We start from the raw sequence: 25,853 nt of genomic DNA on the forward strand, positions 1-25,853 counted from the left end.
GTCGTTCTCGTCGTTCGACGAGACACCGCATCACACGCCGCGATCGGGTTCTTGTTGCGACGTCACAACCGGAGCCGACTACGGTTAACCCTGTCACCACCACCGCGGGGTCCGCCCCAGTCTGTCGAGGAGCGCGACGATGAGCAATGAGTCTGTCGGGAAGCGGCACCACGTAGTGGTGATCGGTTCCGGGTTCGGCGGTTTGTTCGGTACCCGGCATCTGCGCAAAGCCGATGTCGACGTCACGCTCATCTCCAAGACGTCGACCCACCTGTTCCAGCCGCTGCTCTACCAGGTGGCCACCGGCATCCTCTCGACCGGCGAGATCGCTCCGGCCACGCGTCTGGTGCTGCGCAAGCAGAAGAACGCGCAGGTGCTGCTCGGTGACGTCATCGACGTGGACCTGGCGAACAAGAAGGTCACCTCGCGACTACTCAACCGCGACACCGTGACCGGCTACGACAGCCTGATCGTCGCCACCGGTGCCCAGCAGTCGTACTTCGGCAACGATCACTTCGCCACCTACGCGCCCGGCATGAAGACCATCGACGACGCGCTCGAACTGCGCGCACGCATCCTCGGCTCGTTCGAACAGGCGGAGCTGGCGACCACTCAGGAAGAGCGCGACCGGCTGATGACGTTCATCGTCGTCGGCGCCGGCCCGACCGGGGTGGAGCTGGCCGGGCAGATCGCCGAACTCGCCGACCGCACCCTCGACGGCACCTTCCGCACCATCGATCCCCGCGACGCGCGCGTCATCCTGCTCGAAGGCGCGGGCGCGGTGCTCGGCCCGATGGGCCCCAAGCTGGGCGCCAAGGCGGCCAAGCGGCTCGAGAAGATGGGCGTGGAGATCCAGCTCAACGCCATGGTGACCGATGTCGACGCGCACGGCGTGATCGTCAAGGACGCCGACGGCACCACCCGCCGGATCGAGGCCGTCTGCAAGGTGTGGTCGGCGGGCGTGCAGGCCAGCCCGCTGGGCAAGATGATCGCCGAACGCTCCGACGGCACCGAGGTGGACCGGGCGGGGCGCGTGATCGTGGAGCCCGACCTCACGGTCAAGGGTCATCCGAACGTGTTCGTGGTCGGCGACCTCATGTCCGTGCCCGGCGTGCCGGGGCAGGCGCAGGGTGCCATCCAGGGGTCGACCTACGCGGCCAAGGCCATCAAGGCCGGGCTCAAGGGTCAGACCCCTGAGCAGCGCGCGCCATTCAAGTACTTCAACAAGGGCTCGATGGCCACGATCTCGCGGTTCGACGCGGTCTGCCAGATCGGCAAGCTCGAGTTCAGCGGATTCCTGGCCTGGCTCGCCTGGCTGGCACTGCACCTGTACTACCTGGTCGGTTACCGCAGCCGGATCGTCACCGTGATCGGCTGGTTCGTGTCGTTCCTCGGCCGCAACCGCGGTCAGATGGCGGCGACCGAGCAGTGGATCTTCGCGCGGCTGGCGATCGAGGAGGTCAACGCCGATCAGGCCGAGGCCAACGAACTCGCGGCCGACGTGGGCGCGCCGCCGACCACCGCCGAACCGCTCACCGCGGAACAGCGCAAGATCGGCTGACACAGCTCGACAAGGCCGGGTGGTTCCGTCGAACCACCCGGCCTTCGTCGTGCCAGTTACCTTTCCGCATACCGGCATTGCGGGTTGCCGACGTTTCGGACCCATCCGAGTCGAGCACCGGTCCGAATGTCGGAGGTCATATGTGTGACCAATCCCCAGGATGAAAGGTGATCTATGGCGACGGGGAAACACAGGGCGCCGAACTTGCAGCGACAGAAGGTAGGTTCGGTCGTCGCAGCCGGAGCGGTACCCCTGGTCATGGCCCTGATCGGCACGGGCACCGCGAATGCCGATCCCGCGCAGGCGGCGGTGACCCAGCCCGAACATCAGCCCGGAGCGGAGTTCGACGCGGTGGCGCCCAATGCCACCCCGTATGTGGGCCAGCCGATGCCCGCGAACACCCGCAGCTCGCTGCAGTGGTCGCGGACGGGGCCGGAAATGGATTACCTGTCACCGGTGGGTCCGCTGCACGCGCCGACCGCGGTCGCGCCGGTGCCACCGATCCTGCCCCCGCCGGGGCAGTTCCGCTTCGGTGACCAGCAGGTTCCGGTGCCGGACTTCGTGCCGGTCGATACCTCGATCCAGATCAACGACACCGCGGCCAATACCGAGGCCAACCTGGCGACGTTCCTCGACTCGGTCGGGCTCGAGCGCAGCCGCTCCGACCGGATCGCCTCCGCGACGCTCGGTTCGGCGGCACGGGGCGCGGCGGTCGGTTCCACCGTGGCGATCCCGTTCGCGATGATGGCGAGCACGGGCGGTGCGGTGGCCGGGCTCATCGCCGGTATCCCGTTCGTGCCGATCGGCTTGGTCGCGGGCCCGATCCTGGGCGGCATGGCCGCGTACATGGCCGTGTCGATCCCCGTCACGGTCGTCGGCGCCGGCATCGGTGCGGCGGTGGGTGCGGCGAGCGGTTTCCTCGCGCCGCCGCGTGGGATGGTCCCCGAGGCCGCCGATTCCGAAGCCGAGCTCGTCAGCGCTTGATCGAATTCCCAGCGGTGGGAGTCGGGTTTTCTGCCCGGCTCCCACCGCCATTTCCTCAGCTATGCGTTGGCGATCGCGAGCGCGCGCAGGCGGCTACTCGTGCGGGTGGCCAGCGATCCACCCGCGGCCAGCGGGAGCCGAACCTCGTCCACACTGCCCGACCAGGCCGGGCGATCATCGGGGTAGACCAGTTCGCTGTCGAGCGCGCGTGGTGCGGTCAGCCGATCGTCGGTCGACGAACCCGCGCCGAGTTGGAGCCGGTGCCGCAGCAGCGGTACCTCACCGATATCGGCCAGCAGATCACCGCGCCACCCGCCGCCGTCCTCGCCACTGCGGCCCAGTTGCACCCGCTCACGCAGCCGCAGGCGCGCATCGGGTGCCAGCTGCACCGTGGTCACCGTGTGATGGTGTGCGCCCCCGGCCACGATCGTCGGCTCCGGATCGAAGTCGAGTTCGGCGCCCTCGCCGACCTCGAAACGCCAGTGCGCGTTCGACCACAGGGTGTCCGCGCCCGGTAGGGCGATCGTCGCCGCCACCGACCGGACCACCAGCCGCGCGCCGGGGCGCACGACGATGGTGATGTCGAGGTCGTCCCCGCCGAGCGGAGTGGCCGCGGTGCCGATCAGGTGCACGGTGTCGATGCCGGTGTGCCGCCCGGCCAGACCGCCGACCGCGTCGATGCGGGGCAGTCTGCCCGGTACGGCGACGATGCTCAGTTCAGTGCGCAACGCCGGTGGCCGCGTCCTGTTCGGCGGCGACCCGCAGCTGTTCGCGCACCCAGGCCAGGACCGGGGTGGCGGCCGGGTCGTCGGTCAAGGACACCAGCGCGGTGGGGCGGCCGTCGCGGACCTTGGCGGCGTCACGCTCCATCACGCCAAGGTCGGCGCCGACCAGCGGGGCGAGGTCGGTCTTGTTCACCACGAGCAGGTCGGAGAACGTGACGCCGGGTCCGCCCTTGCGCGGCACCTTGTCGCCACCGGCCACGTCGACGACGAAGATCTGCACGTCGATCAGGCCGGAAGAGAAAGTGGCCGTGAGGTTGTCGCCGCCGGATTCCACCAGGATCAGGTCCAGCGGCGGGTTGGCCGCGACGAGGTCGTCGATGGCGTCGAGGTTGGCGGTGATGTCGTCGCGGATGGCGGTGTGCGGGCAGCCACCGGTCTGCACGGCGGTGATCCGCTCGTCGGGCAGCACGGCGTGGCGGCGCAGGAAGTCGGCGTCCTCGGTGGTGTAGATGTCGTTGGTCAGCACCGCGAGGGACAGCTCGTCGCGCAGTTGCCTGCACAGGGCCGCGACCAGCGCGGTCTTGCCGGAGCCGACCGGGCCGCCGATGCCGATGCGCAGGGCATCACCCGCGGCGCGGTCGCGCTTGGGCCGGTCGTGGCTGTGGTCGTGCGGTTCGCCATCGATCAGATGGGGAGGCATGGGGGCTCCTTCTTCTCGGGTTCAGGGATCAGGACGCGAACAACGGCATGTCGCGATGGAGGTGACGTTCGGCGAGCGCGTCCTGCAGCGGATCGGACAACGCGGCGAGGCCGATGGCTGCCTCGGCGGCGATCCGGTCGCACAGCGGCGCCAAGCGCATGGTGCTCGCGGCGATGGCGGCGGGATCGAGGGCGAGCAGGCGTTGCGCGGCGGTGGCGGCGCCGGTGAGTGTGGTGTAGACGACGACGCCCGCCAGCTGTTCGGTACTCGCACCACAGGCGGCGCCGACCATGCCGAACACCGTGGACAGATGCGGACGCGGACCGGCCGCTGCCCAATCGTGGTGCGGCCACAGCTGTTTGGCCAGGCGGAGCAGACCACGCCCCTGCGCGCGTGAAGCGGCCCGCGCGGCAGGCGATGGTGTGCGGGCGTCGGCTTCGAGCTCGGCGCGTTCGGGAGTCAGCGCCCCGCCACAGACCGCGGCGGACAGCGAGGCATTGACCAGTCCCGAGGTCGCCACGCGACGCCGGAGGTACAACTCCACACTCGCGTTGTCGCGCAGCAACCCCGACGACACAGCTTCCTCGACGCCACCGGAGTGCACGTGTCCACCGATAGGCAGGCGCGAATCGGCCAGGGCGAGCAATGTCGCCAGGCCCGTCGCACCGTCGTTTCGCATCCGACGATCCTAAGCATCCGACCTGGACGTCCGCCCGGTGAGGCTGACGATCAACCCACACAGTGGCAGCGATCACCCCACCCGGCGGTCGTCACCGACGCCGACGAGCGTCGAGACCTGTTGTCGGCTCAGCGGGTGGTGCGGGCCGAGCGCCAGGCCAGCACCGCCATCGCGATCAGCAGCAGTGCGCCGCCGGCGGTCGCGAGGTGCATTCCGCTGACGAAGGATTCGCGGGCCGCGTGGATCAGCCCCTCGTCACCGGAGGACTGCAGGAGGGTGTCGCCCAGGGTCTCGCCGAAGTCGCCGCCGGAGCGGAACACCAGCGCGGCTACCGAACCGAGCAGGGCCAGACCCAGCGCGTTGCCGAGTTCGAAACTCGTTTCGGAGATCCCGACCGCCGAACCCGCCCGCTCGGCGGGCACCGCCGACACCGCGACATCCGACACCAGCGTGAACGAGAAGCCGTACCCGATACCGGCGATCACCGAGCCCGCGACGTACCAGCCGAGGCCGCCGTCGACACCGACGCCGAGCAGCATCAGGTTGCCGATCGCCGACAGCATCAGCGCGAGTGTGAACGTCGCCCGCACGCCCAGCCGCAGCCCGAGGCGCGCGCCGCTCATCGAGCACACGAACACCGCGATCGCCATCGGAATGCCGAGCAGCGCGGCGGCCAGCGGGTCACGTCCGGTGACCGACTGCAGGTAGATGCTGGTCAGGTAGCTCATCGCGGCGAGCGACATCATGCCGGCCATGCTCGCCCCGATCGCCACCCGGAACAGCGGCCGCGTGAACAACGACAGGTCGAGCAGCGGTTCCGCGAGATGACGCTGCCTGCGCACGAACAGCACGAGCAGCCCGACGCCGATCACCGCGATCACCAGCGACACCGCGTCCAGGCCTTCGGCGGCGATGTGTTTGATCCCGTAGATCAACGGCAGGATGCCGCCGATCGACAGCGCGACGCTGGGCAGATCGATCGGGCCGAGGGCCGCGGAACGATGTTCGGGCAGCAGGATCGGCCCGAAGATCAGCAGAATCGCCAGCACCGGAATGTTGATCAGGAACACCGAGCCCCACCAGAAGTGGTGCAGCAGCACACCGCCGATGATCGGCCCGATCGCCGAACCACCGGCGAAGAACGCGGTCCAGATGCCGATCGCGGTGGCCCGTTCCCGTGCGTTGGGGAACAGGGTGGAGATCAGCGCCAGGCTCGACGGCAGCAGCGTCGCACCGCCGATGCCCATCAATACGCGGGCCGCGATGAGGATCGGCGCGGTGGGCGCGAACGCGGCGAGCACCGACGCGACGCCGAAGATGGCGGCGCCGACGAGCAGGATATTGCGGCGGCCGATCCGGTCGCCGAGGTTGCCCATCGTGATGAGCAGACCCGCCAGCATGAACCCGTAGATGTCGAGGATCCAGAGTTGTTGCGACGCGGTGGGATCCAGGTCGGCCGTGAGGGTCGGCATGGCAAGGAAGAGGACCGAGATGTCCATCGACACCAGCAGCACCGGCAGCAGCAGCACGCCCAATCCGAGCCATGCGCGGCGTCCACCGGCGACTGCGGTGGGCACCGCCGGTTCCAGCTTCGTCATTTTCCGAAATCCTTCCACGGTTTGCGTACGCCGTACGCGGGAGCTGGGTACAGTGTACGCATGAAGGTTGTATTACGAAAGCGAGTCATGGGATGACCGAGGCGAAGCTCACCCGCACCGCGATCGTCGACGCCGCGATCACCCTCGCCGACGCCGACGGACTCGACGCGGTATCGATGCGCCGCATCGCCGACCGTCTCGACGTGGGCACCATGTCGCTGTATCGGCACGTGGCGAACAAGGACGAACTCATCGCGGCCATGACCGACGAGATCGCCGCCCGCCACCCCTACCCCGATCCGGCCGGTCGGGGGTGGACGTGGCGCGACCGGGTGCGCATCGCCGCGGAGATCGATTGGGAGCTCTACCAGCAGCACCCCTGGGTGCTGCTCACCTTCGCGGTCCCCCGCTACAGCTTCGGCCCGCAGGGCCTGACGAGCCTGGCCTGGCTGGTCGAGGGCCTGCGCGAACTCGACGTGACGGCGCGCGAGGCCACCACGATGGGGTTCTCCGTCTGGAACTACATCTCCGGCGCCAGCCTGCCGGTGGTCGGCGGTGCGCTCCTCGCCGAGAAGCGCACCGCCACCGACGACACCAATGGCCTGCGCGATCTCCTCGAGGGCAAGCCCTCCTTCCCCGTGCCGCCTGCGCTGGCCGACCTCGAAGGCGCGGGGGTGAGCGACCTGACCTCCGAGGACCTCCTGTTTCTCGGCCTCGAAGCGCTCTGCGACGGTTTCGCCGCGCGCGCCGCCCGTCGAGCTTGACCGCGAGCGTCGTTCAGAATGTCGGAAGACACGGTGGTCGTCGGTGGTGAAGACTGGACCCATGACCGACGCGCAGCCGTCCGCCGATCGCCGCCTCGCCGCCCAGGCACTGGCCGCGAACGATCCGACCGGATGGTTCGAACCGCTCTATGCCGAGGCCGCGGCGGGGACCTCGGTGGTTCCGTGGGATCGAGACGTTCCCAACCCCCTGCTGGTGGACTGGCTCCGCACCGTCTCGCTACCGCAGGGGACGCGGGGCCTGGTGATCGGCTGCGGGTACGGAACCGACGCCGAATTCGTTGCCGCCCAAGGCATCCGAACAACAGCCTTCGATGTCTCCCCTACCGCCATTCGCGGCGCGCGGGCCCGCTTCCCGCATTCCCCCGTCACCTACAAGGTCGCCGACCTGCTCGAGCCGCCGCCGACCTGGCTCCACGCCTTCGACCTGGTCATCGAGTCGATCACCGTCCAATCCCTGCCTCCGGATGTCCGCGCCGCCGCCATCACCAGCATCCGCGACCTGCTGGCGCCCGGCGCGACCCTGCTCGTCATCGCCGACATCAGCAAGGCCCCCGCGACCACCGGCCCACCCTGGCCCCTCACCCGCGGCGAGATCGACTCGTTCACCGCCCCCGACCTGACCCAGGTCCGTGTGGAATCCATCCCTCGCCACGACGCCTCGGGCCTGAACCGCTGGCGGGCCGAATTCCACCGCCCGCCTCGAGCCGCCGACTGACGGCTTTCGCCAGGCAGGGACGGTCCAGTAGGTCGCAGCACGCAGGACCCATTCCACCGGCCCATACGGGTGGCGGCTCAGCCACCGGGCACTGAGCCCGAGCTGGGCGGCGAAGGTGACCAGGCCGATCGCGATCACGACGCCGAGCGACACATCGTCGGCGAAGGCGAAACCGTAGCCGGTGTAGACGATCATCAGCACGATCGATTGCCCGATGTAGTTCGAGGCCGCCATCTTGCCCGCGGGTGCGAACACGGCGAATCGGCGACCCAGCCGTACCGACCGCGCTGCCAGCACCACAGCGGCGATGTAAGCGAAGGTCATCAGCGGATTCACCAGCGCCTGGATCCCGTACAGAACGGGCGGCGGTGTCCACCACCCCATCGACGCCGCGAAAGTGAGCGCTGCAACGGGCAGTCCCGCACCAAGTCCCACTACGAGAGCTCGTAAAGCCGAGGTACGCGCCATGTTCGATCGCTCGAGCAGGTTCAGTTTGCCCGCGGCCATGCCGAGCAGGAACATGGCCAGGCTCGGCACCGCCCCGGCGGACCACACCAATAGCAACGCGGTGGGCGCGACAGCGAGCTGGGCGGAAAAGGTTTCGGCGGCCGTGCCGGTATAGGCGGCCCCTACCTCGGGCATCCGAAGTCCGTCGCCGGGTGTCAGGCCGGGCAGGACGCTGTCGATCGCCCAGAACAGCAACAGCGCCGTACCCGCGAGGACGGCCGTCCGCGGGCCGAGCGCGCGAACCGCGATCAGGATCAGGCCGAGGACGGCATACAAGGTGAGAATGTCACCGTCCCAGAGGAAGAAGGCGTGCACGAGGCCGACGACCATCAACGCGGCGCAGCGCCGCAGTGACCGTGCCGTCGGCGAGGCACCGGCCCGTATCGCGGCCGTCACCTGCAGCGTGAACGCATAACCGAACAGGAACGCGAACATCGGATAGAACCGAGCGGACAACAGCGCGTCCACTGTCGCCAGAACCAGGCGATCACCACCCGAATTCGCACGATCCGGCGCCCATTGGCCGACGGCGACGATCGCATTGCAGATCAGGATCCCGAGCAGCGCGAACCCGCGCAGGGTGTCGAGCTCGGCGATCCGGTGTACGGGTTTCGTTGCGGGCGGATCCGATACGTCGAGCACGGGACAACGGTAGAGCGCCGAATCGGCAGCTTATGCGCCGGGCGCAGCGTGCTGTTCGGGCCGACGCCGCCACGGTGGGATCGTCAGGTAGGTCGCGGCGCGCAGCAACCACTCCACCGGACCGTAGCGGTGACCGCGCAACCACCAGGCGCTGAGCCAGAGTTGGGCGGCGAAGGTGAGCAGGGCGATCGCGATGACGGCCAGTGGTTCGATGGTGTCGGCGAGGGCGAGGCCGTAGCCGGTGTAGACGAGCATCAGGACGATCGACTGACCGATGTAGTTGGTGGCGGCCATGCGCCCGGCCGGGGCGAGCAGGGCCGTGCAGCGGCCAAGGCGTGCGGACTGTGCTGCCAGCAGGATCGCGGCGACATAGGCGAACGTCATGGCCGGATTCACCAGAAATTGGAGGCCGTGGATCGCGGCGGGGGCATCCCACCAGGTCATCGACTCGGCGAAAGTCATCGCCGAGATCGGCAGGCCGAGACCGAAGCCGAGCACGAGTACACGAAAGGACCAGCGGCGCAACATATCCGGGTCAGCGAACAGGTTTCGCTTGCCCGCCGCCATCCCGATCAGGAACATCGCCAGGCTCGGCACACCCTGACTGAACCAGATCAGCAGCAGGAAGACCGGCGCGAGGGCGGTCTGCGCGGAGAACGTCGACGCGAAGTCCGCGGTGTAGTCGGCGGATATCGCGGGCAGGTCGACGAACTCACCGAACGCGAGAACACCGGTACTGCCCGGCAGGAAGGTCCACGCCGACCAGGTCACGTACAACACCACCCCGACGATCACCGCGGTCCGCGGCCGCATCTTGCGCAGCGCGATCAGCGTCAGGCACAGGAACGCGTACAGCGTGAGGATGTCCCCGATCCACAGCAGGTAGACGTGCACGAGCCCGATCACCATCAGCGCGGCACACCGCCGGAGCAACCGCCGCACCGGCGAAGCCCCCGCACGCTGGGCCGCCGCGATCTGCAGCGTGAACGAATAGCCGAACAGGAACGCGAACAGCAGATAGAACCGCCCGGCGAACAGCGCGTCGACGGTGGCGCGCACCAGCAGATCGACGGTGCCACCGAAGCGCAGAACCGGATCCTCGCGAGTGCCTACCACCGACCACAACGTGGTCGCCACCACCACGTTGGTGATCAGAATCCCGAACAGGGCGAACCCACGCAGGATATCGAGCTCGGCGATACGCGATCCGGATCGCACTGCGGGCGAACGTGTTCCGAGTGCGTCTGCCATGCACCGAGCGTACGCACGCCGACCGGTCACATTCGTCCACCGTGCGAGCTATTTTCACGCCGTACCGGAGAGCGACTCGCGGTCAGCCCTGCGGCGTATTGACAGCCGCGCCCCACCATGCGACGGGCCCCCGACCACCTGAGCGACCCACGACCGCCACGGTGCCACAATGGAGCACGATCACGCTCGGCAGGGACTCGCAACCACCACGGAGGCGGACATGCAGGCAGTTGTCATCGACGAATTCGGCGAACCGAAGAATGTGCTCACCGCACAGCAGGTACCTGCCCCCGAACCAGGGGAAGGTGAGGTGCGGATCGCGATGTCGCTGTCGCCGATCCACAACCACGATCTGGCGATCATCCGCGGCGTGTACGGCTACCGGCCCCCGCTGCCCGCGATCCCCGGGACCGAGGCCGCCGGTGTCGTCGACGCGGTCGGGCCCGGTGTCGACACCCTCCAGGTCGGGCAGCGGGTGGCGATCGCCGGCGTGCGTGGGGCGTGGGCGGATTCCTTCGTCGCCCGCGCCGCACAAGCGGTGCCGATCCCGGATTCGGTGTCCGACGCGACGGCCTGCCAACTGCTCGCCATGCCGCTGAGCGCCCTCATGCTGCTCGATGACCTGCAGGTGACGTCGGGGCAGTGGATCGTGGTGAATGCCGCCAACGGCGCGGTCGGTCGCCTGCTCAACTTGTTCGCGAAGGAACGCGGTGTGCGGGTGCTGAGCCTGGTGCGCGGCCAGTCCTCGGTGCAGGCGCTCGAACAGCTCGGCTACGGTCCGGTGCTCGATACCGAATCGGTGGGCTGGCTCGCCACGGGGGCCGACATCACCGGTGGCGAACCGATCGTGCGCGCCGTCGACCAGGTCAGCGGCCCCGCCGCGGGCGACCTGATGGCGCTGCTCGCCCCGCGCGGAGAACTGATCTCCTTCGGCGCGCTGTCGGGCAAGCCGCTGATCATCGACACCGGCGCCGTCATCTTCAAACAGGCTGTGGTGAAGGGGTTCTGGGGCCAGCAGCGCAGTTCCGACATCGATCGCGCCGATTACGTGCGGCTGATCACCGAACTCGTCACCCTCGCCGCCAACGGCACCCTGCGCCTCGACGTACAGGCCGATTTCCCGCTCGATCAGGCCGCCGAGGCCGCCGTGGTCTCCGAAACTCCCGGCCGCAACGGCAAAGTGGTCCTGCACGCCGGAACTCGCTGACTCTCGGCCGGGCGGCGTGACGCCGCCGCTCGCCTCGCCCGGCCGACTCTTTCCAGACCCCCAACAGCAGGCGAAATTTCCACGATCGGGGTGTTCACGCGCGGCGCCAGCGGGCAGGATTCGCCGCATGAGGAGCAGCGACGGTCCACCGCTGCCGAGCAGAGGACTGAGCCGATGACCGCACAGGCACCCAATCCCGACTTCGCACAGCTGGTCCCCAGCGTGGTGCTGTCCATGCCCGCCGCCGCCCACCTGGGTTTCCACTTCAGCCGGGTCGAGCCCGGCGATGTCGAGATCGTGCAACCACACCGCCTCGAACTCACCCAGCACGACGGCTATTTCCAGGGTGGTGTCCTCGGCTCGCTCGCCGATTTCGCCGCCGGTTCGGCCGCGGGCACGCTGCTGCCGGTCGGCTGGGTGAACATGACCATCGACTACACCGTGAAGATCCTCGCGCCGGCCAAGGGCCCGAATGTGGTCGCCCGCGGCCGGGTGGTCAAGCCCGGCGCGCTGCTCACGATCGCCGCCGCCGACGTGTTCTCGGTGGAGGAATCCGGCGAAACCCTGTGTGCCACAGCGCTGGTGACGATGCGCAACGTCCGTCTCGCGGCGGCCTGAGCACCGGGAACGAGTGACCTCATGTCGATCATCGACGTCGGCGGTGTTCCGATCGCCTGCACCGACACCGGCACTCCCGCGGGAAGACCCGACGCCGCCACCGTGGTCTTCGGCCACGGATTGTTGTTCGGCGGCTGGATGTTTCGGGCCCAACTCGAGTTCCTGCAACGCGACTACCGTTGCGTCACCCTCGACTGGCGCGGTCAGGGCGATACCCCACCCACCGCCGGCGGCTATGACATGGACACTCTCACCGCCGACGCGGCAGGTGTGATCCGCGCTCTGGACGCGGGACCCGTGCACTGGGTCGGCCTGTCCATGGGCGGCTTCGTCGGCCAGCGACTGGCCGCCAGGCACGGTGATCTCCTGCGGTCGCTCACGCTCCTCGACACCAGCGCGCAAGCCGAGGATCCCACCAAGATCGATGAATACCACCGTCTCGCGTGGGCGCTGCGCTGGTTCGGCATCCGCCCCATCGCGGGCCAGGTGGCCACTCACCTGTTCGGTCCCTCGTTCCGGGCTTCCGACGCCGGAAAGGCGGTGGTTCGCGAGTGGTCGCGTCGCCTGACCGTGGTCGACCGCGTCGGTTTGCGCGATGCGGTCCACGGCGTCACCGAACGTGGCGCCGTCGATGACGAGCTCCCGGCGATCACCGTCCCCACCCAGATCATTGTCGGCGCCGATGACGCCGCCACCCCGCTCCCACATGCCCGCCACATCGCCTCGCTCATCCCCCACGCGCAGCTCCACACGATCCCCGCGTGCGGCCATTCGAGTTCCCTCGAACAACCACAGGCCGTCACCGAACTGCTCCACAGTTTCCTGGTCTCGGTCGAGTCGAGTACGTCGACGACGGAGCCGCGCACCTCCTGAATCGCGAATTCGCTTTCGCCACAGGGTGTTCCGTGCCAGGGTTGCGCGCGGTCGGTGCGCATCCAGCCCGGCGCGGGTACCGTCGATTCGATGGCCGACCTCACCGCTCCCGCCCATGTCGAGTCCATCGGCGCCGACTTCTTCGACGATCCGCACGCGCAATATCGCCGGTGGCGCGCCGCGGGTCCCGTCCATCGGGTTCGCTTCCCCGACGACGTCATCCGCTGGGTGGTCGTCGGCTATCCCGAAGCCAAGGTCGCGCTCGCCGACCCGCGATTCCGCAAGGACGCCGTCGGGCTCAACGCGATCCTGCACGGCAAGCGCGACACCACCGCGACGGACCCGAATATCGTCACGCTCCTGAGCCATATGCTCGGCACCGACCCGCCCGCGCACACTCGGCTGCGCAAGCTCGTGAACAAGGCTTTCACCAGCCGCCAGGTCGCGTTGCTGCGCCCACGCATCGAACAGATCACCGAGGCATTGCTGGACGCGATGAGTGAGCGCGACGAGGTCGATCTGATGAGCGATTTCGCCAATCCGCTTCCGGTGACGGTGATCTGTGAGTTACTCGGCGTCCCGTTCGAGGATCGCGAGGACTTCCAGGCCTGGACGAAGGCCTTGGTCACCGTTGTCGGCGAGGGTGAGCAGGACGAGCGTCCTGCCGCGTCGGCCGCGATGGTCGGCTATCTGGCGAAACTTGTGCGCGTCAAGCAGTCCGAGCCTGCCGAGGATCTGCTGTCGCAGCTGGTCCTCGCCGACGACGAGGGCGATCGGCTCACCGATCAGGAACTGGTCTCGATGGCGTTCCTGCTGCTGGTCGCGGGCCACGAGACCACGGTGAACCTCATCGGCAACGGTGTCCTCGCCCTGCTCCGCAACCCAGAACAGTGGCAGGCCCTGCGCGCCGACCCCGCCGGTGTGCCCGCCGCCGTCGAGGAATTCCTGCGCTTCGACGGTCCCGTCGATATGGCAACGGCCCGCTTCACCGCGAAACCGATCACCCTGGGCGGCACCGAGATCCCCGAAGGCGAGATCGTCTATGTCGCCCTCGCGGCAGCCAACCGCGACCCAGCCCGCTTCCCGGACCCCGACACTCTGGCCACCGACACCGCCACCACGGGCCACCTCGCCTTCGGCCACGGCATCCACTTCTGTGTAGGCGCTCCCCTGGCCCGCGTAGAAGCCGAAATAGCCTTCACCGCACTCCTGCACCGCTTCCCCGACCTGACCCTTTCCCCCACCGCCGACCTCCACTGGCAGACCAGCACCCTCATCCGGGGCCTACTCGAACTACCCGTCCGCCTGCACTGAAGCGCCGTTCACATGGGCGCTGACCTGCACCGAAGGCAGGTCAGCGCCCGAGTGGCAGCTAGCCGAGCCCTTGCGCGAAGCCGCCGTCGACAACGAGTTCGGTGCCGGTGGTGAAGGTCGCATCCACTGCCAGATACAGGGCGGCAGAAGCGATTTCGTCGACGGTTCCCGGTCGGCCCATCGGCGTGGTTGCCTTCCCGTCGCGAATGAATTCCGCTCGTTGCTCTTCGGTCAGTTCGGCGACGCCCATGCTCGGCGTGAGGATGAAACCGGGCGCGACGGCGTTGACTCGGATTTCGCGTGGCAGGAGCTCGGCGGCGAGGACCTTGGCGAACGCACGGACCGCTTCCTTTGCAGCGGAGTAGGCGCTCAAACCAGGAAAGATCCGATCATTGGACACCGTGGTGAAGACGATGCTGCCGCCTCGGCCGATGAGGGGCGCCAGGCGCTGAGTGGTGAAGAACGCGCCCTTGGCATTGACATCGAACACCCGGTCCCAGTGCGCGACGGTGACTTCCTCGAGGGTCTGGAACTCCGCGATGCCGTGGTTGACGAACAGGTAGTCGATGCCGCCGAGGAGTTCGGCGACCGAGCTGCCGAGGCGATCGATATCGCCGGAATCGGTGGCGTCCGAGCGGATGACATGCGCGGGGAACTGATCGAGAGCCGCGCGCGCCTTCTCGACCCCGGTCTCGCTACGGCCGGTCAGCACAACTTCCGCACCGCGGTCCAGCAGTGCCCGCACAATCGCCAGGCCCATACCGTGGGTGCCGCCGGTGACGACCGCCTTCTTGCCCGCCAACGTTTTCGGTGTTTCGTATTCGGTCATGCTGCGACGCTAAACTTTGACGTCGACGTGAAGGTCAAGAGCGTGAGGCGGGCATCACATGCGTATCGGCGAGCTGTCACGCAGAACCGGACTGAGCACCCGGGCACTGCGCTACTACGAAGAGCAGGCCCTGCTTCAACCCCAGCGGCAGTCCAGCGGCTACCGCGACTACGACGAATCAGCGGTGGAGTCGGTACGACGCATCCGAATCCTGCTGGCAGCGGGCCTGTCCACCCGGGTGATCGCCGAGGTCCTGCCCTGCATGATCGACACCGGCCGCTACCTCGCCCCGACCTGCGAGGAAATGGCCGACGACCTCCGAGCCGAACTCGACCGCATGAAACGCGACATCGACGAACGGCAAGCAGCCCGCGCAATCCTCGAATCCATCCTCGCCGCCGGGTCGCACGCCAAATGAATTCCGGGCTCGCCACCGCGCGGAATCGATTCCGAACTATCAACGCCGCCGAGTAATTCGCTCCGCAGCGGCTCGGCGGTTGTCGTCCTCTTCGGTCGGGTCGTCGGCGATCCGAAGCAATCGTGCACGAACCTCGCCATTGCTCGGATCGACGTCGGCGATTGCTATCGCACGGGTCTCGGATTCGCAGTCGTCGAGGCACTCGACGGCTCGCTCGTTGGCGAAATCCGGGGACAGTCGACTCAGCGCCGCCGCACATCGTCGGCGTAGACGGGCGTAGACGGTGGTGTCGTAGAGGTTCTCGATCGTGGTGACCGCGGCGAAGTGATCCAGCCGCGCGAGGGCGTTCACCAGCTCGTATTGATCCCCGATGCCGTCGTTCTCCCGTGTGGCGGCCTCCACGAACAACTCGTTGAGGCGGGGAGCGTCCGATGCTGTAGCGCTGATGCGGGTGAACATCGAAAACGCGGCCCACTCCAGGTACCCCTTTTGGTCGAAGTCCGACCTCGACCTGGACACGGACCTCGACCACGCCAGTACAGCAGGGGATCCCGACTTCTCGAGGGCGCGACGCAGCGCACGTCGGGAACGGGGATCCCAGCTGTCGTCCACGCACCGGCGATCATCGGTCACAATGGCCAATAGTGTTACTTCCCACTGCGCTTCAGTCAGGTCGGCGGCAGATTTCGGTGCCATGAGGTTCGATTCCGCAGCCGCCCGGAGTACCAGGTCGCGCTCGGAAACCCGCCCCTGCGCACGCTCTTGCGCCGCCCATTCCGCCCGAACAGCCGCCGCCGACGCGAACGCCTGGTCGATACGCGCGTTCGCGCCCCGCCACTGCGGCAACGATGTCCGGCCATGCAGATCCATCCCGATCGACCATCGCAGCTGATCGTCATCGGCGACGTCGAGAACGTCACCGAGCAACCCTTGCGCGGCAGGGTGGTCGGCGACCGGAATCAGCTCTCCGAGGGCCAGATCCACGTCACGCCCAGTGCGCAGGTACCGGCATAGTTCGAGGACGGCTTCCGCGCTGCCACGCCGGGCGAGTTGACCCAGCACCCCGACGGCGAGCCAGGCGGCCGCGTCACCGGTGGGGTCAGGCGGTCCGGCATATGCCGCACGCAAGCGAACGAGGTCGATCCCCAAGTCGACCGCCAGACTCGCATACAACCAGTCGCGTTCCTCTATCTGATGATCCCATCGAGGGTCGTGCACGATGCAATCGACGAGAAGGTCTCCGGCAACCGTGGGCTGCATCGACGCCTCCTCACGGCACCGGCCACGCCCCCGCTGCAGCAATCCGAGCAATGTGTCGGGCTCGGCCCACACCGGTTCAGTCCATGTCATGCAGTACCCACATTCGGCGACCATATGGCCCGCAGCCGCGAACAGCCAGCGAATATCGACGGCGGTCGGCAGGCAGCACTGAGGGTGTCGTTCGTGGGTCGGTAGTGCCGAGATGATTGGACCGATCGACGTTCACTATCGCACCGGCGCGCGGACCGTAGAGCGCTCGACACTGGGCGCATGGCACGACTGCAGATCGAAGCGGTGTCGAAGAAGTTCGATGCCGAGTACGCGGTGCGCGAGGTGAGTCTCGATATCGCCGATGGTGAATTCATGGTGTTGCTCGGGCCGAGTGGCTGTGGCAAATCCACCCTGTTGCGGATGATCGCCGGGTTGGAGGAGCCGAGCGAGGGCCGGATTCTGGTGGGCGACGTCGATGTCACCGACGCGGCGCCGCAGCGGCGGGACCTGGCGATGGTGTTCCAGAGCTATGCGCTGTATCCGCATCTCTCGGTGGCCCGCAACATCGGGTTTCCGTTGCGGGCCCGGCGCAGGCCGCGGGCGGAGATCGCGCAGCGGGTCGCCGAGGTGTCGGCGACGCTGGAGATCTCGGCGCTGCTGGAGCGGCGCCCGGTCGCACTGTCGGGCGGACAGCGACAGCGAGTCGCGCTGGCGCGCGCCATGGTTCGCGATCCCGGCGCGTTCCTGATGGACGAGCCGCTGTCGAACCTCGACGCGAAGCTGCGCAGCGCGACCCGCGCCGAGCTGATCGCGCTGCACCAGCGCCTCGGCGCGACGTTCCTCTACGTCACCCACGATCAGGTCGAGGCGATGACGATGGCGACACGTATCGCGCTGCTCAACCAGGGCCGCATCGAACAGTGCGGCACCCCGGAGGAGCTCTACGACCGCCCGCGTTCGACTTTCGTCGCCGGCTTCCTCGGCTCACCCCCGATGAACCTGTTCCCCGCCGTCGTCACCGCGAGCGACGGCCACATGAAGGTGATGGCCGACGGCATCGACGCCGCGCTGGACATCGCCGAGGATTCCGGCGACGCCACCGCCGTCGTCGCCGGAATCCGCCCGGAACGCCTGCGGATCGACGACACCTCGACCGATGTCCGCGGCCGGGTGCGGATGGTCGAGAACCTCGGCAGCGAGGAACTCGTACACCTGGAGTCCGGTCTCTGCGTGCGGGTTGCCCGTCCGGCCGGTGTCCGGGTGGGCGAGGACATCGCCTGCCGCGTCGACCCCGCCGACATCCACCTGTTCGATCCCGACACGGGCCTGCGCCTGACATGGCAAGCACCCGAACCCCATTCGACTCCGGCCGTCGACGCGGTCGCTGTCCCCGTGCACTGAATCTCAGCAAGATCCCGATGAGAAGGATAAACCCACCATGAAACGCACACTCCCCGCGCTGGGCGTGGCGCTCACCACCGCCCTCGCCCTCACCGGCTGCGGCCTGGGCACCACCGGCTCCACCGAGTCCACGAGCACCGCGCAGATCCCCGAACTGCGGGCCGATCAGCAGGTTTCGATCGTGTTCGAGTCCTACAGCTACGGCGTGGCAGGAGCCTGGACCGACACCTTCAACGCCCTGATCGCCGACTTCAGCGCCAAGCACCCCAATATCAAGGTCACCGCGCAGAAGCCGCAGGGCAACAGCCCCAACCCGGCCACCGACACCGTCTCCAGCATCCAGAACCAGATGGTGGCAGGCACCCCGCCCGATGTCGCCCAGCTCGGTTTCTCCGACCTGGACTTCACCATCAACCAGCTCAAGGCCAAGCCTCTGGACCAGCTGGTCGGCGCGCCCGCGGTGAAGCAGAACTTCGACGGCGCCCGCCACGCGTACGCACCGCGTGCCCGCACGCTCGACGACTGGGACGGCCACACCTACGGCGTTCCGTTCGTCTTCTCCACTCCCGTCCTGTATCTGAACGCCTCGCTGTTCACCGAGGCCGGTCTCGACCCGGCCAAGCCGCCCACCACCTGGGACGAGGTCACCACCGCCGCGAAGGCGATCGCCGAGCGCACCGGCAAGGGCGGGGTCTACATCGACTGCCTGACCAAGACCGCCAAGGACTGGTGTTTCCAGTCGCTGGTCCGTTCGAACGGCGGTCGCGTGATCTCCGAGGACCGCAGCACCCTCACCTTCGCCGACGCACCCGCCGTCGAGGTCACCAAGATGGCACAGAACCTCGTGAACACCGGCAGCATGCCCAATCTCAATCAGAAGCAGGGCTACGAGGCGTTCGGCCGCGGCGAGATCGGCATGATGCTCGAGACCAGCGCGCTGCAGAGCATTTTCGTCACCGGGTCCAAGGGCAAGTGGGACCTGCGTTCGGCGCCGATGCCCGGCTTCGGCGCCAAGCCTGCCGTCCCGACGAATTCCGGTGCGGGCCTGCACATCCTGTCCAACGATCCCGCCAAGCAGCGGGCCGCGTGGGAGCTGATCAAGCACCTCACCAGCGAGGATTCCTACAAGAAGATCGCCCAGAACATCGGCTACCTGCCGCTGCGGACCGGTCTGCTCGAGGAAGCGGGCGGTCTGAAGGAATGGGCCGACCAGAACCCGCTGCTGCGCCCGAATGTCGCGCAGCTGGCCAAGATGGAGCCGTGGGTTTCCATGCCGGGCAACAACTATCTGCAGATGCGCGACGGCATGATGGACGCCGTCGAAGCCGTTGTGTTCCAGGGCGCGGACCCGCAGTCCACGCTCACCGCCGCCCGCACCGCGGGCACCGAACTCATGCCGAAGTCATGAGTGAGCTGACGATCGTTCAGATCACCGACACCCATCTGCGGCCCGAGGGCGAACTGCTCCACGGCGTCGACACCGCCGCCAATCTGACCGTGGTGCTCGACCGGCTGCGCGAATTCGGGCAGCGCGTCGACGTGCTGATCTTCTCCGGTGATCTCAGCGACAACGGATCACCCGAGGCCTACCGGCGGTTGCGGGCCGCCGTCGAGCCCGTCGCGGCCGAACTCGGCGCCGAGATCGTCTACGCGATGGGCAATCACGACGAACGCACGGCCTTCGGCATCGAATTGCTCGGCCGTGACACCGTTGACCCCGACCTCCCGCACGACCACTGCGTCGAGGTCGCGGGAGTGCGGATCATCGTGCTGGACAGCACCACGCCGTACCAGCACGACGGCAAGCTCGAGCCCGAGCAGCTGGCCTGGCTGGCCGACGAACTGCGCACCCCCGCGCCGCACGGCACGGTGCTGGTGGTGCACCATCCGCCGCTGCGCTCGCCGCTGGCCACCCTCGACTTCCTCCGGCTCAAGGATGCCGAACAGCTGGCCGAGGTCGTGGCGGGTACCGATGTCCGGATGATCCTGTGCGGACACAACCACCTCACCGGCGCGTCGGCGCTGGCCGGTATTCCGGTGTGGATCGGTCCCGCGATGGCCTACCGGGTGGATGCGATGGCACCGGCGGGCAGGCACCGCGGGTTCGTCGGATTCGGGTACAGCCGTATCGATGTCATGGAGTCGACGGTGCTGGCCACCGCGATCGACGCCGCACCGGCACCCACGGTCTATGACCGGCCGGAGTCGGAGATGCTCGAGCAGATCGCCGCGATCGTCGCCGCCAGGGCGGCGGTGAAGTAGATGTTCGTCATCGATGCGCCGGCTTCGCCGACACTTCCGGTCGCGGCGAAGCCGGTGCGCCGGCGCCTCACCCGGCGCCGGGTAGCCCGGTTCGTCGCGCCGTACCTCTATCTGAGTCCGGCGCTGTTCCTGCTGGTCGTGTGGACCTATCAACCGCTGGTGCAGGCCTTGCAGCTGTCCACCTACTCGTGGAATCTGCTGCCGACGGCTCCGATGACACCGGTCGGTACCGCGAATTACGAACGGCTACTGGATCTTCCGGCGTTCTGGGGCGCCCTGGGCCGCACCGGGACACTGATCCTTGGTCTGCTGCCGTTCACGGTGGTGCTGCCGGTCGTCATCGCGATGGCGAGCAGGCGGGTCACCGGCCGGGCGCGCACGGTCTATCAGGCACTGGTGTTCGCGCCGTTCCTGGTCGCGCCGGTCGCGGCGGCCGCGGTGTGGCGCTGGTTGCTGCATCCGGGGACGGGTTTCCTCGCCCAGGTGACCGGTTCCGGCCGCAACTGGGTGTACGAGACCTCGACCGCGCAGGGTGTGATCATCGCGATCACCGCCTGGCACCTGATCGGCTTCGCGGTGCTCGTGGTGTGGGCCGGCCTGGCCGGAATCAGCGGCGACTACGACGAAGCGGCCAGGGTCGACGGCGCCTCCGCCGGTCAGATCCGGCGCTGGATCACCTTGCCGCTGCTCTCGCCCACCGTGCTGTTCCTCATCCTCACGACCGTGTTGCTCAGTCCCACACTGACTTTCCCGCTCATCGACTCGATGACCCAGGGCGGTCCCGCACAGGCCACCACCAATATCTACTACCTGCTCTGGGACTACGCCTTCCACAGTTTCGACGCCGGTCTGAGCGCCGCGGCCGGTGTGCTGCTGTTCGTCGGCTTCGGTCTGGTGGCCGCACTGCTGGTCTGGATCTCGGAAAAGGTTGCTGTCCATGACGATTGAACGACTGCGGGGGCTGGGCAGCCATCTGCTGCTCGCCGCTACGGCACTGGTGTGCGTGTTCCCGATCTACTGGCTGTTCGCGACGTCGCTGCGCAGACCGGAAGACGTCACCTCGCTGTCACCGATTCCGTGGCCGCTGTCGACGGCCAACTACCTCGACGCGGCGCAGAAGGTCGACATCGCCGGTCTGATCGCCAATACGTTCTTCGTGGCGGTGCTCTCGGCGGCAGGCCAGCTCCTGATCGCGTTGCTGGCCTCCTACGCGTTCGCCATCTACACGTTCCCGCTGCAGAACCTGTTGTATCTGGCGTTCGTCGGGGTGTGGCTGGTGCCGTTCCAGGTGACGATGCTGCCCAACTACATCCTGCTCAACCAGCTCGGCCTGATCAACACCCTGATCGGCGTCGTGCTGCCGACGCTGTGCTCGGCATTGGCGGTGCTGCTGTTGCGCCAGCACATGTCGGCGTTCCCGAAGGAACTCATCGCCGCCGCGAAGATCGACGGACGCTCGTCGTGGTCGATCCTGTGGACCGTGGTGGTGCCGAACCTGCGGCCCGCCCTCGCCGCGCTCGGCATCCTGCTGTTCATCAACGCGTGGAACGAGTACTTCTGGCCCGCGGTCGTGCTGCGCCAGTCCAACGCTGTGCTCCAGCTCGGACTGCGCAGTTTCATGGGCACCGAAGGCGATCAGTGGGGGCCGATGATGGCGCTGGCCGGTCTCGCCTGCCTGCCGGTGCTGCTGCTGTATCTGGTGCTGCAACGCCACATCGTCAATGCGTTCGTGCGGTCGGGATTGAAGTGAACGACGACTTCAGGCCGTCACAACCTGGTCGTCGGCCAGGGCAGGTGCCGTGGACGCGAGGCAATCCAGAAACATCGCGACCGCCGGATTCTGTTCGTCGGCCCGCCACACCACGTGCAGATCCAGGGTCGGGACCGGATCGACCAGTTTCACCGCCACCGGGTCGGTGTCGGAGGACCCCATGCCTGCCGACACCGCCCGTGGCAGCGAGGCGAACCCGACCAGCGGGCGCACCGAGACAATGTGGGCGGTGGCACCTGGATCGTCGGCGATATGGGTGATGTTCAGCGAGATCCGGGTCTGCGCGGCCGACCGCAGGATCGTGTCGTACATCGCCGGGCACTGATCACGAGCGAACAGTACGCAGTCCTGATCCTGCAGTTCGGCGAACGGCACGTGCGAACGGTGGGCCCAGCGGTGCTGTCGGCCGACCACCGCCACCAGCGGAATCCGGTGCAGCAGACGGCGATACCGGAAATCGGCGGTGCTGGGGTGGCCGTAGACCATGGCCAGGTCGAGGGAGCCGTCGGCCAGGGCGGCCAACTGCGGCCCGGTTCGCTTCTCCCACAACGACACCGAGATGCCGGGGTGACGGTCTGTCAGCTGGGCCAGCGCGTCGGGCAGGATGTGTTTGCTGGCAGGCAGGTTGTAGCCGATGTTCAGGCTGCCCGCGCGACCGGCGGCGGTCGCCTTCGCCGCCTTGGCGGCCCGGTCGAGCTGAGCCACGATCTGACGGGCCTGCAACTCGAACTCCCGGCCCGCCGGTGTCAGCCGCACCTCGTGTGAGTTGCGTGCGACCAGCTGCACTTCCAGGGACTTCTCCAGCTTCTGCAACTGGGCGCTCAGACTCGGCTGGGTCAGGTGCAGACGTTGCGCGGCACGCCCGAAATGCAATTCCTCGGCGAGCGCGATGAACGAGACGAGATGGCGGAATTCCATGACGGCGGCTCCTCTATCGAACACTCCCACGCTAGCGGCAGCGAACAACCCCGTGATGAACTCCGACCGCCCGGCAGTGGCCATCCGCATTGCCGGGCGGTGAAGATCAGGAATTCGGGCCGTTGACCACCGCGTAGGCGAACCCGTCCCAACCTTTCGAGCCCACGGTCTGGATGACGGTGGCATCGACACTCGGTTCGGCGGCGAGCAATTCGATCAGATCGCGGCTCGCCTTGGCGTTCGGGTCCTCGGTCTGCTCGTCGGCCAGGGTGCCCGCGCGCACCACGTTGTCGACGATGATCACCGAGCCCGGATGGGTCAGGCGCAGCGCCCACTGCACGTAGTTGGAGTTGTTGACCTTGTCGGCGTCGATGAAGACCAGGTCGAACGGTTCGGTCAGGTCCTCGGCGACGCCGGGCAAGGTGTCCAGGGCCGCGCCGACCAGGATCTCGACGCGGTCACCCACTCCGGCGCGGTCCAGGTTCTCCCGGGCGACCTTGGCGTGGCGGGGTTCGAACTCGAGGGTGACGACGAGGCCGCCGTCACCGACCGCGCGCGCCAGCCACTCGGTGCTGTACCCGCCCAGGGTGCCGATCTCGAGTACCCGGCGCGCTTTCGCGGTGCGGGCCAACAGGTTCAGCAGTTTGCCCTGGGGTGGGGATACGTCGATGGCGGGCAGGCCCGCTTCGGCGTTGGCGCTGAGTGCGGGCACGCCCTCCTCGCCTACCAGGGTGGTGACGATATAGCTGTCGACATCGGCCCAATCGTTGGTCGTCATGGTCGCAGTCTGCCACCGAGAGCGGGCCGGCACCGCCCTTGCGCGTCGAGTGCGATCGCTACTTCGCGGTCTCGACCGCGGTGACGCCCTGGATGATCTTGATCGCGCTCTGGGCGAGCGTCTTCGTGTCGATCAATGCCTGCGACAGTTTCACCAGCATCTGCGAGACCGTCATCGTGGCCATCGAGATGTCGAACAGCGCCCGCGCGATGAGCGCGGGAGTCGCCGTACCCGCCGACGCGATCAGCAGCGCGGTCATCTCGGCGAGCATGCCTGCGAGGTTGCTCAGGATCTCGACCACGATCTCCCGCACCGTCTCGACGATGCCCTTCATCGCGGCGTTGCACTCCGCGAGCACCTCGGCGACGGCGGCCTTCTCGGCGATCTTGCCTGTCAGCTCTGTCGCCGTGGCCACGTAGGCCTCGGCGGCGGCGCCTGCCCATTCACCGATTCCGCTGTCGAGCGCGGTGGCCCACTGCTCCGCGGTCGTTGTCAGACTCTTGGCAATCGCTTTCCACGAATCCGAGTACGCCTGGACCATATCCGGGCTGCCGGTGATCGATTCCAGTGATTTGCGCATCGGTTCTACGTGTTCGAGCATCCAGCTCATCAGCTGCGCACCGACGAAATTGAACGGATCGAACTTCGCGAGCGTGGAGGTGCCCTTGATCGCCTTGCTGAACATCGACGCCGCCGACGCCCAATCACCCGCGGTGCCTGCCGCTTTGGAGATGGCGTCGACCTTGGTCATGATCGACCCGTCACCGGTCATCGCGTTGTAGAGGCCGTAACCGTTCTCCCAGGTGTCGCCCTGGAGCGTGCCTTTCATGATGCCCGCGTTGGGCTCGTCCCCACCCTGGGGAACGCCCACATTGTTGAACAGGAAATTGCTTTCCTGATAGTAGGTGTCCCGGTAGTCGACGCCTTCTACGAGCAGGTCGTTCTGCGGTGCTTCGCCGTCGTCGAAGGTGCTCACCGTGCCGGGCAGGATCGTGTTCTCGTTGAGGAACTTGCCCGCCGCATTGGGTCCGTCGGCCATCGTCAGACGTTCCCTTCGATCTCGGCGGTCTTGCCTGTCAGATCGCCCGCCCGCGTGGTGTCACACGTTTCGTAGGTGTCGGCGGCAGTGCGCAGTTTGCCCGGCATCTCCGCGGTGAGGGTGTCGAGCTGCGCCAGTGTCTCGGTGATGTCGTCGTGGAGCGAGTTCAGGGTGCTCACCGCGTACGGCTTCACGAGCAGGCCGTAGCCGTCGTCGGCGTGGGCGAGATAGTTCGCCGCCTCGAGCGCCTTGGCCACCCCGCCGGACACACCGTCCACCGAGCAGGCCTGCGACCTGATCGCATCCAGATTCACATTCACCAGACTGGTCACGCGGAATCCCTCCTCCGGCGAACTCGGCCGAGTCCGCAGCTCTCGATCTAGTTGGACGCGCCCCGACCCCATTCGGTTCCCTCGAATGTGTGCCGGGTTGTTGCGGTGCCTACTGCAACCAGGATTTGCGCTGGTAGAACATGTCCTCGTCGGACGGCTCCTCGGGCGCGACCACCCGGTCACGGTCGGGTTTGCGAGTGGCGGGAGCGTCGGGTTCGGACGGCCACGGTGCGACGGGGGCGGCCGGGGCGGCGGGCGGCGCCGAGGGCGGGACGGGTGCCGACGAGGTCGGGTCGAGGTCGGGGAACCGGTCGCTGTACTGGCCGACGATGGCCTCCCCGGCTTCGTCGGTGCCGACCGTGTCATGGACCAAACCGGTGACCTGGTCGCGCAAGCGCGCCTGGGCTCGGTGCGTGCAGGCCATGAGCTCGGTCGCCACGGCGGTGGGATCCATGCCGCGGACCGCGGCGGCCAGGGTGATCGCGGTGGTCGATCCGTTGGCGTCCACGGTGACGCTGATCCGGCCGTCGGCCGAGGTATCGGTGACGCTCACCGCGGTCATCTTGGCGTGCAGCTCCTGGTAGCGCTGCGCTTTCTGTTCCAGGTCCTCCGCCCACCGCGAGAGCTCCGTGGCGGCGTTGTTCAGGTCGTCCATGTCGTGTTTCCCCTCCCACCGGGTACCCGGCGCTCTACGG

Annotated in this window: 26 protein-coding genes and 1 pseudogene; 14 read left to right on the forward strand and 13 right to left on the reverse strand. The window is 67.6% G+C overall.

Translation table 11 applies throughout. From position 1 onward, the window contains the following. Positions 1-139 precede the first annotated feature (139 nt). Both ACFWPK_RS02780 and ACFWPK_RS02785 read left to right on the forward strand, forming a co-directional pair. Positions 140-1,561, forward strand: a complete 1,422-nt coding sequence (locus tag ACFWPK_RS02780; protein ID WP_378912826.1) for an NAD(P)/FAD-dependent oxidoreductase — start codon at positions 140-142, stop codon at positions 1,559-1,561. 204 nt (positions 1,562-1,765) lie between these two features. After that, positions 1,766-2,545: a hypothetical protein gene (locus ACFWPK_RS02785; RefSeq protein ID WP_378912827.1), complete on the forward strand. Its 780-nt coding sequence runs from the start codon at positions 1,766-1,768 to the stop codon at positions 2,543-2,545. A 59-nt stretch (positions 2,546-2,604) separates the two neighbouring features. Here the strand turns inward: ACFWPK_RS02785 and ACFWPK_RS02790 are convergent, their stop codons facing one another. The 4 genes from ACFWPK_RS02790 to ACFWPK_RS02805 form a co-directional block, all read right to left on the reverse strand. Beyond that, the gene (locus ACFWPK_RS02790; protein WP_378912828.1) at positions 2,605-3,273 is read right to left on the reverse strand and encodes an urease accessory protein UreD; all 669 of its coding nucleotides are present in this window, start codon (positions 3,271-3,273) and stop codon (positions 2,605-2,607) included. Further along, the gene (ureG, locus tag ACFWPK_RS02795; protein WP_378912829.1) at positions 3,263-3,970 is read right to left on the reverse strand and encodes an urease accessory protein UreG; all 708 of its coding nucleotides are present in this window, start codon (positions 3,968-3,970) and stop codon (positions 3,263-3,265) included. Before ureG ends, ACFWPK_RS02790 begins: the two co-directional genes overlap by 11 nt. Positions 3,971-3,998: 28 nt before the next feature. Then, entirely contained in the window at positions 3,999-4,649 is a 651-nt protein-coding gene (locus tag ACFWPK_RS02800) for an urease accessory protein UreF (protein ID WP_378912830.1), read from the reverse strand. Positions 4,650-4,777: 128 nt separating this feature from the next. Further along, positions 4,778-6,247 (reverse strand): MFS transporter, encoded by a 1,470-nt coding sequence (locus ACFWPK_RS02805; protein ID WP_378912831.1) that lies wholly within the window; start codon positions 6,245-6,247, stop codon positions 4,778-4,780. A 92-nt stretch (positions 6,248-6,339) separates the two neighbouring features. Between ACFWPK_RS02805 and ACFWPK_RS02810 the strand changes: the two genes are divergently transcribed. Further along, entirely contained in the window at positions 6,340-7,011 is a 672-nt protein-coding gene (locus tag ACFWPK_RS02810) for a TetR/AcrR family transcriptional regulator (protein WP_378912832.1), read from the forward strand. Positions 7,012-7,072: 61 nt separating this feature from the next. Next, positions 7,073-7,747: a class I SAM-dependent methyltransferase gene (locus tag ACFWPK_RS02815; RefSeq protein WP_378913144.1), complete on the forward strand. Its 675-nt coding sequence runs from the start codon at positions 7,073-7,075 to the stop codon at positions 7,745-7,747. Between the two features lie 36 nt (positions 7,748-7,783). Here the strand turns inward: ACFWPK_RS02815 and ACFWPK_RS02820 are convergent. Together ACFWPK_RS02820 and ACFWPK_RS02825 are read right to left on the reverse strand one after the other, a co-directional pair. After that, positions 7,784-8,689 (reverse strand): annotated as a pseudogene (locus tag ACFWPK_RS02820) (DUF418 domain-containing protein); the annotation flags it as partial. A gap of 237 nt (positions 8,690-8,926) precedes the next feature. Continuing rightward, positions 8,927-10,147, reverse strand: coding sequence for a DUF418 domain-containing protein (locus tag ACFWPK_RS02825; protein ID WP_378912833.1), 1,221 nt, complete (start codon positions 10,145-10,147; stop codon positions 8,927-8,929). 220 nt (positions 10,148-10,367) lie between these two features. Between ACFWPK_RS02825 and ACFWPK_RS02830 the strand changes: the two genes are divergently transcribed. From ACFWPK_RS02830 to ACFWPK_RS02845, 4 genes are all read left to right on the forward strand, one after another. Continuing rightward, entirely contained in the window at positions 10,368-11,354 is a 987-nt protein-coding gene (locus ACFWPK_RS02830; protein WP_378912834.1) for a zinc-binding dehydrogenase, read from the forward strand. 174 nt (positions 11,355-11,528) lie between these two features. Beyond that, on the forward strand, positions 11,529-11,972 hold the full coding sequence (locus ACFWPK_RS02835; RefSeq protein ID WP_378912835.1) for a PaaI family thioesterase: 444 nt from the start codon (positions 11,529-11,531) through the stop codon (positions 11,970-11,972). 21 nt (positions 11,973-11,993) lie between these two features. Then, positions 11,994-12,845, forward strand: a complete 852-nt coding sequence (locus ACFWPK_RS02840; protein ID WP_378912836.1) for an alpha/beta fold hydrolase — start codon at positions 11,994-11,996, stop codon at positions 12,843-12,845. Between the two features lie 90 nt (positions 12,846-12,935). After that, entirely contained in the window at positions 12,936-14,159 is a 1,224-nt protein-coding gene (locus ACFWPK_RS02845; RefSeq protein WP_378912837.1) for a cytochrome P450, read from the forward strand. Between the two features lie 58 nt (positions 14,160-14,217). Here ACFWPK_RS02845 and ACFWPK_RS02850 read toward each other — a convergent pair whose 3' ends face one another. After that, positions 14,218-14,988 carry an SDR family NAD(P)-dependent oxidoreductase gene (locus tag ACFWPK_RS02850; RefSeq protein WP_378912838.1) on the reverse strand — a complete coding sequence of 257 codons (771 nt, stop codon included), beginning with the start codon at positions 14,986-14,988 and terminating at the stop codon, positions 14,218-14,220. 58 nt (positions 14,989-15,046) lie between these two features. On the opposite strand from ACFWPK_RS02850, the gene ACFWPK_RS02855 reads away from it, so the two are divergent. Further along, entirely contained in the window at positions 15,047-15,406 is a 360-nt protein-coding gene (locus ACFWPK_RS02855) for a MerR family transcriptional regulator (protein WP_378912839.1), read from the forward strand. A gap of 39 nt (positions 15,407-15,445) precedes the next feature. On the opposite strand, the gene ACFWPK_RS02860 is transcribed toward ACFWPK_RS02855, so the two are convergent. After that, positions 15,446-16,756 (reverse strand): hypothetical protein, encoded by a 1,311-nt coding sequence (locus ACFWPK_RS02860; protein WP_378912840.1) that lies wholly within the window; start codon positions 16,754-16,756, stop codon positions 15,446-15,448. Between the two features lie 180 nt (positions 16,757-16,936). On the opposite strand from ACFWPK_RS02860, the gene ACFWPK_RS02865 reads away from it, so the two are divergent. The 5 genes from ACFWPK_RS02865 to ACFWPK_RS02885 are packed head-to-tail and all read left to right on the forward strand — an operon-like array spanning position 16,937 to position 22,070. After that, entirely contained in the window at positions 16,937-18,058 is a 1,122-nt protein-coding gene (locus tag ACFWPK_RS02865; RefSeq protein WP_378912841.1) for an ABC transporter ATP-binding protein, read from the forward strand. Between the two features lie 37 nt (positions 18,059-18,095). Next, positions 18,096-19,466, forward strand: coding sequence for an ABC transporter substrate-binding protein (locus tag ACFWPK_RS02870; RefSeq protein WP_378912842.1), 1,371 nt, complete (start codon positions 18,096-18,098; stop codon positions 19,464-19,466). After that, on the forward strand, positions 19,463-20,320 hold the full coding sequence (locus tag ACFWPK_RS02875; RefSeq protein WP_378912843.1) for a metallophosphoesterase family protein: 858 nt from the start codon (positions 19,463-19,465) through the stop codon (positions 20,318-20,320). Before ACFWPK_RS02870 ends, ACFWPK_RS02875 begins: the two co-directional genes overlap by 4 nt. After that, a complete protein-coding gene (locus tag ACFWPK_RS02880) occupies positions 20,321-21,268 on the forward strand; it encodes a carbohydrate ABC transporter permease (protein WP_378912844.1) in 948 nt (315 codons plus the stop codon). Next, positions 21,258-22,070, forward strand: a complete 813-nt coding sequence (locus ACFWPK_RS02885; protein ID WP_378912845.1) for a carbohydrate ABC transporter permease — start codon at positions 21,258-21,260, stop codon at positions 22,068-22,070. The genes ACFWPK_RS02880 and ACFWPK_RS02885 overlap by 11 nt, the downstream gene beginning before the upstream one ends. A gap of 9 nt (positions 22,071-22,079) precedes the next feature. Here ACFWPK_RS02885 and ACFWPK_RS02890 read toward each other — a convergent pair whose 3' ends face one another. From ACFWPK_RS02890 to ACFWPK_RS02910, 5 genes are all read right to left on the reverse strand, one after another. Beyond that, complete coding sequence (locus ACFWPK_RS02890) at positions 22,080-23,009, reverse strand: LysR family transcriptional regulator (RefSeq protein WP_378912846.1); 930 nt, start codon at positions 23,007-23,009, stop codon at positions 22,080-22,082. A 106-nt stretch (positions 23,010-23,115) separates the two neighbouring features. Continuing rightward, entirely contained in the window at positions 23,116-23,787 is a 672-nt protein-coding gene (locus tag ACFWPK_RS02895) for an O-methyltransferase (protein WP_378912847.1), read from the reverse strand. A gap of 58 nt (positions 23,788-23,845) precedes the next feature. Further along, a complete protein-coding gene (locus ACFWPK_RS02900) occupies positions 23,846-24,826 on the reverse strand; it encodes a hypothetical protein (protein WP_378912848.1) in 981 nt (326 codons plus the stop codon). 2 nt (positions 24,827-24,828) lie between these two features. Then, positions 24,829-25,158, reverse strand: coding sequence for a type VII secretion target (locus tag ACFWPK_RS02905; RefSeq protein WP_378912849.1), 330 nt, complete (start codon positions 25,156-25,158; stop codon positions 24,829-24,831). A 109-nt stretch (positions 25,159-25,267) separates the two neighbouring features. Then, positions 25,268-25,813: a YbaB/EbfC family nucleoid-associated protein gene (locus ACFWPK_RS02910; protein WP_378912850.1), complete on the reverse strand. Its 546-nt coding sequence runs from the start codon at positions 25,811-25,813 to the stop codon at positions 25,268-25,270. Positions 25,814-25,853 lie beyond the last annotated feature (40 nt).

This window comes from Nocardia sp. NPDC058519, assembly GCF_042719755.1.
Taxonomy (GTDB): Bacteria; Actinomycetota; Actinomycetes; order Mycobacteriales; family Mycobacteriaceae; genus Nocardia.

Coding starts and splice junctions, on each gene's coding strand:
- ACFWPK_RS02780 (WP_378912826.1), top strand. CDS start 140: ATGAGCAATGAGTCTGTCGGGAAGCGGCACCACGTAGTGGTGATCGGT.
- ureG (WP_378912829.1), bottom strand. CDS start 3,970: ATGCCTCCCCATCTGATCGATGGCGAACCGCACGACCACAGCCACGAC.
- ACFWPK_RS02800 (WP_378912830.1), bottom strand. CDS start 4,649: ATGCGAAACGACGGTGCGACGGGCCTGGCGACATTGCTCGCCCTGGCC.
- ACFWPK_RS02805 (WP_378912831.1), bottom strand. CDS start 6,247: ATGACGAAGCTGGAACCGGCGGTGCCCACCGCAGTCGCCGGTGGACGC.
- ACFWPK_RS02810 (WP_378912832.1), top strand. CDS start 6,340: ATGACCGAGGCGAAGCTCACCCGCACCGCGATCGTCGACGCCGCGATC.
- ACFWPK_RS02815 (WP_378913144.1), top strand. CDS start 7,073: ATGACCGACGCGCAGCCGTCCGCCGATCGCCGCCTCGCCGCCCAGGCA.
- ACFWPK_RS02825 (WP_378912833.1), bottom strand. CDS start 10,147: ATGGCAGACGCACTCGGAACACGTTCGCCCGCAGTGCGATCCGGATCG.
- ACFWPK_RS02830 (WP_378912834.1), top strand. CDS start 10,368: ATGCAGGCAGTTGTCATCGACGAATTCGGCGAACCGAAGAATGTGCTC.
- ACFWPK_RS02835 (WP_378912835.1), top strand. CDS start 11,529: ATGACCGCACAGGCACCCAATCCCGACTTCGCACAGCTGGTCCCCAGC.
- ACFWPK_RS02840 (WP_378912836.1), top strand. CDS start 11,994: ATGTCGATCATCGACGTCGGCGGTGTTCCGATCGCCTGCACCGACACC.
- ACFWPK_RS02845 (WP_378912837.1), top strand. CDS start 12,936: ATGGCCGACCTCACCGCTCCCGCCCATGTCGAGTCCATCGGCGCCGAC.
- ACFWPK_RS02850 (WP_378912838.1), bottom strand. CDS start 14,988: ATGACCGAATACGAAACACCGAAAACGTTGGCGGGCAAGAAGGCGGTC.
- ACFWPK_RS02855 (WP_378912839.1), top strand. CDS start 15,047: ATGCGTATCGGCGAGCTGTCACGCAGAACCGGACTGAGCACCCGGGCA.
- ACFWPK_RS02860 (WP_378912840.1), bottom strand. CDS start 16,756: ATGACATGGACTGAACCGGTGTGGGCCGAGCCCGACACATTGCTCGGA.
- ACFWPK_RS02865 (WP_378912841.1), top strand. CDS start 16,937: ATGGCACGACTGCAGATCGAAGCGGTGTCGAAGAAGTTCGATGCCGAG.
- ACFWPK_RS02870 (WP_378912842.1), top strand. CDS start 18,096: ATGAAACGCACACTCCCCGCGCTGGGCGTGGCGCTCACCACCGCCCTC.
- ACFWPK_RS02875 (WP_378912843.1), top strand. CDS start 19,463: ATGAGTGAGCTGACGATCGTTCAGATCACCGACACCCATCTGCGGCCC.
- ACFWPK_RS02880 (WP_378912844.1), top strand. CDS start 20,321: ATGTTCGTCATCGATGCGCCGGCTTCGCCGACACTTCCGGTCGCGGCG.
- ACFWPK_RS02885 (WP_378912845.1), top strand. CDS start 21,258: ATGACGATTGAACGACTGCGGGGGCTGGGCAGCCATCTGCTGCTCGCC.
- ACFWPK_RS02890 (WP_378912846.1), bottom strand. CDS start 23,009: ATGGAATTCCGCCATCTCGTCTCGTTCATCGCGCTCGCCGAGGAATTG.
- ACFWPK_RS02895 (WP_378912847.1), bottom strand. CDS start 23,787: ATGACGACCAACGATTGGGCCGATGTCGACAGCTATATCGTCACCACC.
- ACFWPK_RS02900 (WP_378912848.1), bottom strand. CDS start 24,826: ATGGCCGACGGACCCAATGCGGCGGGCAAGTTCCTCAACGAGAACACG.
- ACFWPK_RS02910 (WP_378912850.1), bottom strand. CDS start 25,813: ATGGACGACCTGAACAACGCCGCCACGGAGCTCTCGCGGTGGGCGGAG.